The following is an 11,964-nucleotide window of genomic DNA, read 5'->3' on the forward strand; positions in this document are numbered from 1 at the left end:
GTTTCTTCGCTGTTGAATTCAATATTGGACAAAGCGTCCTCGTAGCTTTCCAAGCGCATGTATTTGATGATTTGTGGAATGCCTGTGTCACGGGTCAAAGGTTTTCCATCTAACCAGTTTTTTTCTTCAATTTGGTAACATGATTTCTTAACCCTTGGTAAGGTTGCTGTATAAAAATATGATCCCATTTCGACTAAAATATATTTGAGAGATATTTTAGATAAATTCAATGTATTAATAGCTTGAGCAGTAGTTCCCGATCCAGCAAAATAATCCAAAACAATTCCTTTATTCTTTTTGTTTAGTGAAGCTTCAATACAATCGATAACTGTATATAGAGATTTCGGATAAGAAAACGGTTGTTTCTTAAACATTCGATTTACCAATTGTGTACCATAATTATTAGCAGAGTATTTAGGCGCTTGCCAAACTGTTTTATAGTTAAAGTGTTTCTTTAATCTTTGAATATCCCAAACATTTCTATTCTTAATATAATTGACAATAAGCTGATCTTGAATTGTTGTTATAGTATCTCTGCCAAATCTCCATTTTCTCTCTATGCCATTTGGATCAACTGGATAGATTTCAATAACACCATCATCTCGACAAATATTGATTGGGGGATGAAAATCATCAGAACAAACATCTCCAAAACCTATAATTTTTCCGTCTTTAATATATATTGGATAAAAACAAGTTTTTCCAGCTTCTCTTAGCGAATCATTACCAGTAACATCTCTCAGACCACGCTGATCCCATTCTTTCGGATTTTCGCGAAGCTGTTCTGCAATACTCCTTCCCGGTGAATGATAAATAAAGTAGGCATATTCATTTGTTGATGAAAAATTATCACCTTGTTGTCCAGATGGATTATGAACAATAGTAACACAAGTTACAGAAAATGTTTCACTGGAAAAACTATCTTTAAATAACAATCCAAGTCTCTCTTGTTCAACTTCATCAATCGCACAGATAAATACTGCGCTATCAGATAGTAAATCTTTAGAAATCTCAATTCTATTGTCTAATAAAGATAGCCACGATGAATGCTTATATGTATTCTTGTAAAGAATTTCACTGGAATTAGCATTATATGGTGGATCAATGTATATACTATCAATTTTTTTATTGTATTTTTCTTTTATCAATTTTAATGCATGAAAATTATCCCCGTTTATCATCAACCCATTCGTCTGCTCGTCCAAATCATCAATGCTCGCCACCAGACGGCTTTTGAAATCCTCGGAGAAATGCTTGGTATCGATCAACAGGTTTTGATTCTCGCGCAAAAACGCCATTGACGGCGGATTCGTGAAAGCGCAATGCGTCAAATCGCCCTCGATCTCATCGACGGCGTACATATCGACCCATTCCTGAATTTGTTCGGGATTGGCTATAATTTCGGGATAGAATTTTTCATCCACCTTGTCCAGCGTCATGCACCAGTTTGTTTCCACGACAAACTTCTTTTTCAGCCACAGCTTTTTCTGGAAGTTTTCGATCTGCGCCAAAAAGTCAATAATCACATTGCCGACGCGCTTGACCGCCTTGATTTTTGCAAGATAGGTTTCGACACTGCGCTCGTTGTCGGTGTCGAGGTCGTCAAGATGCATGATCTCATTCTTGATATAAAAATCCAATTCACGGCGCAAGAATCCGCCCAGATCCTTGTGGATAAAATAATCAAAGGTATTCTTGGCAACATAGGCGTTCAGGTGCTTTTGCATCAGCGTCGTCTGCTTTTTCTTGTCCGAAGACACAACCGCCAGCAAAACCGCTATCTTTTCCTTGTGCTCCCTGATAAGATATTCCGTGATTGCGTTATAATTCAGCTCGTCATAAGCCTTCTGATTCTTCTTATCCCCGGGAATGTCATAGACAAAGCGGATGATTAGCTCCTTGCTCTCGCTGTCATATTCAAAGGTTTTGAGATCGGGGTATTCCTCGCTGCCCTGAAACAGCATAAAGACGCGCTTGGCGTCCTTGGCCTCTTTATTGTTGTTCTGCTCGGTGGTGGCGTCAGCCAGACGAAAATGAACAGTATAGTCATCTGCCTTAAAGGTATAATCCTTAAAGTTTTCGCTCGTCTTGATATAATACTGATCCTGATTTGCCCAGTAGAGCTTTACTTCCTCTCCCTCATACGGGATCGCATAAACGCCTTCCTTGTAGCGGCGCTTGGAGATGAAATCACCCTCGTCATAATAACGGTTGAAGAACGAGAACAGCGCAGAATAAACATCGGTTTCCAAAGCGGATAAATCGGTACCCTGCGCCAGCTTTTTCTGCAAGGCAGTAAATTGTACGTACAGCTTGGGAACGTTTTCGATCTCCATTCCCAAATCATCGCACTTCTTTTTCAACGCCGCCATTTCTTCGCGGATCGCATCGCTGTTATCCGCAAACGGTGCAAGCGTTTCCTGTACGCGCTTGGGCAAGCCCTCTGTCAGAAAGGTCTCGATCTCCCTTTTGCGGATATTCATAATACGATAGATTCCAAAATCCAGATCGGATTTGTCTATCTCAAAAATTCCTTTCATCAGATCAATAAATCTGTCAAGCTGCTCGCTCATGTTTTTCACCTCTTACTGAATTTGCCAGGATATGATAAAAATATCATCTGATCGTGTATGCTGAACCTTTCGCCTGTCAAGCTCTTCCAGCATCGTTCTGCGCTTTTCGCTGACTTCATCCTCACGGTCAGCTAATTCTATGCGCTTCTTTCGTTTCGCCCTTTCAAGCTCTTGAATCTTTTTTATAATTTTCGTTTTTTCATCCAGATTTTCTGCTTGGCGAGATTGACGTTCCTGCTCCCTGATTTGGCGTTTGACGGTATCAAGCTCTTTTTCTATGGAGTTGATCAGGTCGTTTTCCCACCTGAAAATGCGCTCCTCTTCCTCTTTGAAAAATGCCAGATCGCGGCTTTCCAGGGATTGCAGCTTGCTCTTGATGTGCTGACCCGAATTTGCCGCCAACTTCTTCTCCACTGCCGGTGTTACGTTAATCGGAGTTTCCAATCCGCCCAGCAGGAACAGTTTTTCGCATTCCTCCTGCGATAAAAACCTGCCGTCATCGGTAAACGCTGTGAAAAGACAGTAGTTTTCATCGTCAAACGCCGATACACAAAGCTGTGTTAAAATCAAATATCCGGATTTTCCTCTTAGTGATACGGGAACCGTTACGGAAATCGGCGACAGGTCTTCTCTGAAAATAATGCCGCCGTTTTCTGCGGGAATTGCCAATGCCTGCTGAATGACATACTGTCCCAACGGCGATGACAGGCGATAAGGAATCCCATCGGTCAACTTGGAAAGGAGCTCATATCTGCCCTTTGCACAATTGGGGATTTGTTCAGTCAATTCAAAAGAATATTTTTCGTTATCAAAAACAGCTTTATCGGATAATATGTATTTGGTCAGCTCCCAAAACGCCAATTCATATCGATTCAGGAACGCGCTTGTTTCCTGCTTGGCAAGCCTCAGCTTTTCCTGAACATCAATGTCAAAGTTCTCCAGTACTTCATTGATGGTATTTTCTATTTTATCGTTTATCTGCTCCTGCAAGTCGTTTTGGAGCTTTTCAAACGCCGTATTGATTTCTTCTTCCGTCCGGCATTCCTGATAAATCTGCCAGATACGTTTTTCAAAATCAATTGCGTCAGCGTGTCCTAAGATGTCATCCGACGCCCCGAATACATCGTTGAATAAATGGAATTTTTCATTCAGCAGACCAAAAACACGCTTGTCGGCATAGTTGCGCTCGTTGACAAAATTGACGACAACCACATCGCATTTCTGACCGTAACGATGGCAGCGACCGATCCGCTGCTCAATCCTTTGCGGATTCCATGGCAAATCATAGTTGACTACCAGCGAACAGAACTGTAAATTCAAGCCTTCCGCCGCCGCTTCCGTCGCAATCATAATTTCCGCATGGTTACGAAAATAATCTATGATCGCTGCACGCTTATCGGCGGCTTTAATACCGCTTATTTTACCATTTCCGTAGTTTTCGCGGCACCAATCGGTATAAATACGATTTGATTCCTCGGTATTATTTGAGCCGTTGAAGGTGACTATTTTACCGCGGTATCCGTTATTCGACAGATAGTCAAACAAGTATTTCTGCGTTCTGGTTGATTCAGTAAAAATCAAAGCCTTTCTATTTGCTCCGATAGCCGGTAAGGCGCAAAAGGATTTTTCCAAAGCCAACAACAATGCTTCCGATTTGGAATCGTGATTGATGCGTTTGGCAGTTTCGATAAAGGATTCGATAGTCGAAATCTCTGTTTTGAGTTTCTCTATATCGATTTGGCTCTCCGATTCCTGATTATCTGAGTAGTCTTCGTCAAAGTCCTCCGAAAAGATTTCCATTTCCTCTTCCGATATATAATCAGAAATCTGCGGTGCTTTTGCGTTCTCATTCGCTAAAAGAGATACCAGCCGTTCACGTATGGTTGTCAGTGTTCCGATCAAAGCATAAGTTGACGATGCTAATATTTTTCTAATGATCATCGTCGTCAGCATTCTTTGCTGAGTCGGAACAGAATAGACGTCTTCTCTGCGCAGGAAATCGGATATTTCATTATAAAGCTGCGTTTCTAAGTCCGTGGAATCAAACTGCTGCGTTATCGGCAATCTTTTCGTATAATTGATATATTCTTTAACATCCTTACGCAACGTCCTTTTATAATAAGGCTTCATGCGGCAACGCAAATCTGTTATGTTTTCATCGTAAACATACTCGCTGCGAAAAGAACGTGCATCACCAAAAATATTATCGTCAATGATGCTGGTTAACCCGTAAAGCTCCATCAATGAATTCTGGAAAGGCGTCGCGGTAAGCAAGAGCTTTTTTACGTTGCACAGCGCGTCTTTTATAGCATGAGAAGTCTTGCTGTTTTTCTTATACACATTTCTGAGCTTATGCGCTTCGTCTATTACTGCAAGCTCAAAGCCATATTCTTGGATTTCTGTTTTCTTTCTCGCTGCAAAGTTATAGGAACAAATAATCGCCTTCCTCTGCTCAAATGGATTTAATCCATTACGAATATAGGTATTGTAGTTTTTGGTATCAAGTATCTCATTTGCGATGCCAAACTTTTCTGTCAACTCAAAGCTCCATTGCTTTCTCAGTGTAGCGGGGCAAATGATGAGGATTTTTCTTTTTCCTGTCGCCCAATATTGACAGATAACCAATCCCGCTTCAACAGTTTTTCCTAATCCGACCTCGTCGGCAAGCATGATTCCCTTTGAGAGCGGAGATTTAAAGGCAAATAAAGCAGCCTCAATTTGGTGTGGATTGATATCAACCGAGGCATTGAGGAGAGATTGACTGAGACTGTCAATTTGATCGCCGATAGATTGTTGGATTAACAAATAGGCATAGTATTTTGCATGGAACCGAGTAATCAAAGCTCACACCTCCTAAAAAGGCATACTTTAACTTATACATTATATCAAAATATATTGGAACTTTCCACAACAAAATCATTAAAAATCGATTAAATAAATGTAAACTCCACAACTAAACGGAAAACATCCTTTGTTGTGGAGTATAAAATGAAGTTATTCTTACAACTCAAACCCATCCGTAATGTTTAATTGTATTTTTTCTTTTTCTTCGAAAAACTATCATTCCAATCCAAAAGGCACTTAATATCTTTTTCAAAATCAGCTAAATCTGGTAATGGAATTGTTTTCTCTGTCGGCTGAGAATGTTCGAAGCAAGAGTATTTTGACATCATCTTGTCAAAGAAATCCACATCCGATTTTTCAATGGCGTTCAAATATCTTACTTTTTGACTACAGATATTTCTATTATATCTTGTAACCAAACCACTTAACAGTTCTGTTTCAAGTCCTCTCTCGATTACTGTTCTGAGTTTACTACAAGCAGCAATAAGTTTGTCTTCATATAAATCATATTCTCCATTACCAAATAATTTTTTCAGCTTTGGAATGTCATCGTTCAATACTGCATTTAAGTATCTCTTGAAATTATGTTTATTGTATTCACCGCCAAGCATCGGTTCGCCAAGAGGATTTCTTCTTAATTCAATATAGTTTATTTTAGCCGAGTTGTTGGAAGACTTCAATTCCGAAAGATGAATGCTCAAGCTTTCGGCAAAAGCAAGTCTATGGGTAAAGACAACTACTTGTCTCTCTGTTGATAGGTTGGCAAGTCTTGTTGCAACTTTATCTTCATAAATGTGATCCAAACTAGTAATTGGATCATCAAAGATAAACGCCTGAGTACGATTCCATGAATTTAAATCTGCTAAAAAAGCTGCTAATGATACTACCCTATACTCTCCTTCACTTAAAATCTCATTCACCTTATTCTTCTTTGAATTCTTGATAGAAATATGATGCGAAGTCTTTCCTTTTTTTCCATCTGAAACCAATTCAACCTTTATTGAGTGCGAGGGGTTTAAATAAGACAACTCTGAATTAAATTTACTGATATAAACATCTGTAATCATTTTTTCTGATAAGGTATTCTTTGTTTTAGTAAGTGAATTTGACTTTAGACAAGATAAACAACCCTCATAATTAACCACATTTATTCTAGTATCGATATCACTCTTATGTTCAAAAATCCATTTTATTGATTCTATTTGTTTCCTTCGGTTTTCATGTTCATTAGTGTTTTCAATAAAACTCGTGAGCGATTTAAGCCTACTCTCAATTTCCTGTAAGGTTTTTTGAAAAAAACTTTCTACGCAAGAAACCGCAGGAATTAATGGAGGTTGACTTGATGATTTGTTTTCATAATCATATAGCCAAATAGCACGCTGGAACAACTTTTTATAAATCGAAAGAATCTCATTAGTTACTTCTTTCTCAAAGGAGTTTACTACTAATTTATCTTCTATATCATTGAGGTTTAAGTTTTCTTCCAATTCTTTTGAAAGTAGGTCTACCTTAGTCTTAAAGTTTTTATGAGCTTTAATATATTCTTCTTGTATTGTTGATGAATAAAACTTATTAAAATCTTTCTGCCTTTCTTTGGCTTCTTCTGATAGATTCTGTTGACACAAAATACAGATATCATCTGATGCTTTGATAGATTCTTTATACGCTAAAGAACTTTCCCACATTTGTTTCCATAAATCCATTCCGAAGCCTGGTAATCTCGACACTTGCCTTTGTGCAACTATAAAATCATCCAATTTCTTTTTTGCTTCGATTTCCAGATTCCTGGAATGAATGAATTTAGCAATATTTGAATCATCCAAATATTTGCTTATTCTAACAATTTCGCGTTTATAGTCATCTAAAATACGACGCTGAGTATTAAGAACAGTAATAGTCTTTTGTGGATTTGCTTCAGAAAAGTTACTGTTAATCTGCTCCAGTTCTTTTTGTAAACTTTCATCAAATTGATTATCTTCTTTAATTGCCTGTAATTCATCAACTTTTTTCGAATTGACATATCGAAGTATAATTGGCGAATCAGAAATCTGTGTTGGTATCTGGCAAAACATAGATTTTGTTGCAGCAATCCTATCATAAATATCGCTCTTTAATTCTTCGTATATTTGAGCCATAACAGAAAAGATATGAAGTAATAGCGGCTCATAAACAATCTCATTAGAGTATTCTACAAATTGTTGAGCTACCTGTGTATCATAGATTCTAATTGCACATTGTTGTTGGCTATTTGGCGTCCAATGTACAATATGGTCTTCTCCATCGGTATTAAACTTTAATGTTGCTGTTATTGGTTCAGATGTTTCCTTGAACACATTGTTATATATTTTGGTTGGGTTTTTCGGGTTTTCTGCTTTCTTAAGAATCCTAACATAAGATGATTTGCCACACCCATTTTCTCCATATATGACATTTAATCCGTCTGTGAATTCTAATGGTTTGGTGGGTGTTAACGCAGCAACCCCATGAACTTCTCCTACCATTTTTAGGAGAGTTTGGGAGTTGCTTTCTTTATCCAAAACCAAATTTACAGGCATTGTTTTTTCCGGAACAAAAGTAGTATTATCAAGACTATGCTCTTTTAATAATAGTCTTAAAGCTCTATTTTTTGACGATTCATAATCTTTTCCTTTCCACAAATTTACAAATAAATCCTTTTGCCAATCAGCAGAATTATTAAACCATTTTTGTATAACGATTTTTATATTGTCATTGTCTCCCATATTCTTTTGCTCCTAAGCTTCACATTGTATTATATAGGTCTAATTAATTTTATCACAAGTAATTAATATATGCAATCAAAATCGTTATATTAAGCCGTAATAGTTACAGTTCAAACCCATCCGTGATGCCGTTAAGCATTTTCATATCGCGCTTGACGTAGTAGAGCTCCGTAATTTCCGAGGTGGTGTGGCCGAGAAGATCGGCTACTTGGCGCGGAGTGAGCGACTTGATGTTGCCGTCTTTATCCTTTGTGCCGTTGATCAATCGGGTAGCGAAGGTATGTCGCAGGCTGTGGAGGCCTTTTGTTTCTATGCCGGCTGCCTTGAGAATTCTGTAGAACCTTTTGCGGAAGTTGACAGGTCTGGTGACATTTCCGTGTTCGTCCGGGATGAGCGGGCTGTCCTCGCCGAAGTAAAATTCCTTGCGGAGGTCTTTGATCATCTCGATGGCGGTGTCGTTGAGCGGGACGTCGCGCTTGCTCGTGGCGCTCTTTAGCTTACCTACTGTCACCTCTCTGCCGCTCTCCGCAGTGACGCCGTCGCGCTTGCTGACCTCTTTTACACCGCGCTGAACGTGCATGACTCTTTGTTCCAAGTCAATGTCGGAGTTGAGCAAGCCGAGGGCTTCGCCGGTTCTCAATCCGGTGTTCAGCATCAGAATATACGCTGCCGCCTGCTGATATTTTCGTTTGCTGTTGCCGAACACACTGAACGCTTCCGCCTTGAACTTTTCAATTTCTTCCTCTGAAAAGACTGTGATGGTCTCCGTCGTAGGGAGATTTTCTTTGCCCTGGGCTGACATAAAGTTGGCTTTCTTAAGCATTTCCACGTTTGCCATCGGGTTTTTCTTAATGATTTCTTGCTGATAAAGGTATCGAAAATACTCGTTGAGGAGCGTGTAAACCTTCTTGACCGTCGTGTAAGCGTAGTCCTCGGTCATCCAATAGTTGAGCAGCTTTTTGATATCTGCGGCTGTGATATCGCCGACGATCTTCTTGCCGAGTTGAGGATAGATCTGGTTTTTGGCGATGGATTCCGCTCTGTCGTAGGTAGTACGCTCGACTGCCGGGAACTTGAACACCTGCAACCAGTTTTGCAAACTCTCCTGCAAGGTCTTTAAGGATTCTACAGAATCGTTTTTATCTTCGTTAAACTCCACGATATACTTTTTCATTTTCTTATTGACTTCCGCTTTCGTGGTGCCGGAAAAGCTCTTGCGTTTGCGTTCGCCGTGCTCGTCTTTGTACCAAACAACGCCGCACCAGCGATCGTCTGTGCGCTTAAACGCGCTGCCGTTTGTGAGTATTTCACGTTGTGACATGGCTGTTCACTCCCTTCTTTAGCTCAACAATATACCACAGGTTTTGGTGAATATCCAGACTTATTTTTCGTTGTACCAGCCCTTTGCGATATCGTCGAGCTTGATTTTACCGCGCGTTCTGCGAACATTATTGATGGCTTCCCGGCGCATTTCGTCCAGTTCATCATCGGTAAACTCATGCGTCTGCGCGATGTAACGCATCATCATTTCGAGCTGAACCGCGTAACGAAACAGACCTTTTGAGATCGCCTTCGCGTTGTTTTCCGAGACTACTTCGATGGCTTTCGCGAGCTTTTCGCTCATCACATCGCCGCCTGATTTGATTGCTTCGTCGGCGATCAGATTCTCAGCTGCCTTCTCAAAAAACTCATTCCGTGAATGAAGTCCGTTCTTTTTGATGTACGAATCCACCACCTGAATGGTTTTCTTATCGAGGTATAAACTTACCCTTTGTTTGTTTTCCGAATCCGTATCAATCCCTCCTAAAATATCGACACCAACAAGGTTATCAACCAAAAAACGCCTGTTTTTTCGATAGGTATGCAAAATCTGAAAAGAATAGCGTTATTTTTTACACCAAACCGAAAACAGGTGTCAACCTAAGAATCTTGCACAGGAAACCCTCAAAAACGGCTTGCGGTCGGCGTTGCCGGCCGCTGTGAACCGCAGCGGCGCTCACAAAAGCGTCGCTGCTTTCTCCTGTTTGCCGCCCGATTTTGAGACCTGTTTCCGACTTGTGCAATACTAACAATCGTTTGCTGCTATTTTCTTCTGCCGTAATGGTTAAGCTGTCGCCTGTGAAAGGCATCTACAGCCTGCTTGATCGGCAAAATTTTATACATCAGATTACCATTTTTGAGCGTTCCGTCGCGGTGTTCCACGACGGTGTGCTCCGTTTCGATCAGCTCTTTTTCTTCGAGCATCCGGACATATTTCATGACCGTGTTTTTGCTGCCCATTTTCAATGCTTCTGCGATAGTTTTGAAGGACGGATAGCACGTAAATGTTTTTCTGTCCTCCATTCTCATCAGGAAAGCATAGAGAGCAATTTCGCTCGCTGTCAGATCCATATTGAAGATTTCATTAGGGATCGGAAAGAAATTTCCTTTGGGTTCCGGCATTTTACCACCGCCCAACCCTGTCCGTCTTTACTTATGCTGTTTTCTTATCAATCCATTCTAGAAACTTATCCCTTGGAATCACCACCCTCGCTCCGATTTTAATTTTTGGAAAACCTTTTTCTTTTACCAACACATATGCGCTCGATTTTGATATCCCGAGCACTTCTGCGATGTCCTGCACTGACATCATCAGTGGCAAGTCATCATAGCTCTTGTACATTCATTTACCTCCTGAATTTTTTGAAAAGAAAAAGCCGGGCTAGTCAAGGAACTCTCTTGACTGCTTACGGCTTCGTAGCAACTGATTCGGTTGTGATATTGATGCCTCCTTTCTACCTTGGAGTTTTTCTATCGCTGGCTTCTTTTCATATATATTATAACACCATGTAGAAGATATGTCAAGGATAGTCAAAGTTGAATTTTAACGACAGCTCTTGACAAAGGATTCGCTTGTTTATAGAATAGAATCAGAACCATTATTGAGGCAGATGATACGATGGCAAAGCTAATTTTTTTAGAGGGCATTTCGAGCGTAGGCAAATCTACAATGGCACGCTCGCTTTGCAAGGATTTGCAAACAAACGGGCTTTCTGCGAAAGCATATGTCGAATTCGATTATACGAACCCGATTGACTTTTACTGTGTGGCATACTACCCGACAGAGGAATACGAAACGCTCCTCGCTGAGAATCCTGAATACGAAACTGCCATACGAGCCAATACGATCGACGCAGGAAAAGCGCGGCTGATCCACTACTTTGATGAAGACACGCCGCTGTTTGAGGAGCCGTTGTTGTCAGTGTTCATGGAGCGCGAGTTCTGTTACAATCCGCGCAATCCTGTTGCGCTCGAAAAGTACTCCGACGCTTATGTTGCTGTCTGGAAAAACTTCGCGGCAAATCTTGCCGATAACGAAATCATCATTTTTGACGGCTCGCTCCTTCATCATCCGCTCAATGACATGATCCGAAACTACAGCGCTACAAAAGAATCGGCGCATCGTCACATTCAGATGCTGCTGACTGCATTGGGCGGTACTGATTACGCGGTGTATTATCTTCAAACCGGGGACATCAAAAAGCAACTGACAACTGCGCATCTCAACCGAGGTCAGCAGCCGCCCGATGAAACAGAAATATCCTTTTGGCAAAATCGTTTTGACTATGATTTGCTTATGCTGAAAAGTATTGAGCACCGATCTTTTGTTATTGATAATCAGTGGGAGTCTGTTGAAAAGGAAATCCTGAAAGCCGTTCGCTAAAAAAGTGTATTCTTTGAATAAGCGTCTCAAAAAATGAGACGTGCTCAAAAATCGCCGACACCGCGCAAACGCCCTCAGTCGGGTACTTACCCTACTTTCCTTA

Annotated in this window: 8 protein-coding genes; 1 reads left to right on the forward strand and 7 read right to left on the reverse strand. The window is 40.5% G+C overall.

The window, feature by feature from the left end:
- The 7 genes from KQI64_RS08285 to KQI64_RS08315 all read right to left on the reverse strand — a co-directional run.
- On the reverse strand, nt 1-2,573 hold a 2,573-nt coding region (locus KQI64_RS08285; protein ID WP_216524221.1), incomplete at its 3' end, for a DNA methyltransferase.
- 12 nt (nt 2,574-2,585) lie between these two features.
- Entirely contained in the window at nt 2,586-5,414 is a 2,829-nt protein-coding gene (locus tag KQI64_RS08290; RefSeq protein WP_216524222.1) for an SNF2-related protein, read from the reverse strand.
- 185 nt (nt 5,415-5,599) lie between these two features.
- Entirely contained in the window at nt 5,600-8,158 is a 2,559-nt protein-coding gene (locus KQI64_RS08295; RefSeq protein ID WP_216524223.1) for an AAA family ATPase, read from the reverse strand.
- Nucleotides 8,159-8,261: 103 nt separating this feature from the next.
- The gene (locus KQI64_RS08300) at nt 8,262-9,479 is read right to left on the reverse strand and encodes a site-specific integrase (protein ID WP_216524224.1); all 1,218 of its coding nucleotides are present in this window, start codon (nt 9,477-9,479) and stop codon (nt 8,262-8,264) included.
- A 60-nt stretch (nt 9,480-9,539) separates the two neighbouring features.
- Nucleotides 9,540-9,890, reverse strand: coding sequence for a hypothetical protein (locus KQI64_RS08305; protein ID WP_216524225.1), 351 nt, complete (start codon nt 9,888-9,890; stop codon nt 9,540-9,542).
- 350 nt (nt 9,891-10,240) lie between these two features.
- Nucleotides 10,241-10,600 (reverse strand): helix-turn-helix domain-containing protein, encoded by a 360-nt coding sequence (locus KQI64_RS08310; protein ID WP_216524226.1) that lies wholly within the window; start codon nt 10,598-10,600, stop codon nt 10,241-10,243.
- A gap of 31 nt (nt 10,601-10,631) precedes the next feature.
- The gene (locus KQI64_RS08315) at nt 10,632-10,820 is read right to left on the reverse strand and encodes a helix-turn-helix domain-containing protein (RefSeq protein WP_216524227.1); all 189 of its coding nucleotides are present in this window, start codon (nt 10,818-10,820) and stop codon (nt 10,632-10,634) included.
- Between the two features lie 276 nt (nt 10,821-11,096).
- Between KQI64_RS08315 and KQI64_RS08320 the strand changes: the two genes are divergently transcribed.
- Nucleotides 11,097-11,861 (forward strand): hypothetical protein, encoded by a 765-nt coding sequence (locus tag KQI64_RS08320; RefSeq protein ID WP_216524228.1) that lies wholly within the window; start codon nt 11,097-11,099, stop codon nt 11,859-11,861.
- Nucleotides 11,862-11,964: the final 103 nt, after the last annotated feature.

Source organism: Lachnoclostridium sp. MSJ-17, assembly GCF_018918205.1.
In the GTDB taxonomy this organism is placed as follows: domain Bacteria; phylum Bacillota; class Clostridia; order Oscillospirales; family Acutalibacteraceae; genus Ruminococcoides.

What these genes read in the sequence shown, in the direction of transcription:
- KQI64_RS08300 (WP_216524224.1), bottom strand. Translation starts at nt 9,479, where the DNA reads ATGTCACAACGTGAAATACTCACAAACGGCAGCGCGTTTAAGCGCACA.
- KQI64_RS08295 (WP_216524223.1), bottom strand. Translation starts at nt 8,158, where the DNA reads ATGGGAGACAATGACAATATAAAAATCGTTATACAAAAATGGTTTAAT.
- KQI64_RS08310 (WP_216524226.1), bottom strand. Translation starts at nt 10,600, where the DNA reads ATGCCGGAACCCAAAGGAAATTTCTTTCCGATCCCTAATGAAATCTTC.
- KQI64_RS08315 (WP_216524227.1), bottom strand. Translation starts at nt 10,820, where the DNA reads ATGTACAAGAGCTATGATGACTTGCCACTGATGATGTCAGTGCAGGAC.
- KQI64_RS08320 (WP_216524228.1), top strand. Translation starts at nt 11,097, where the DNA reads ATGGCAAAGCTAATTTTTTTAGAGGGCATTTCGAGCGTAGGCAAATCT.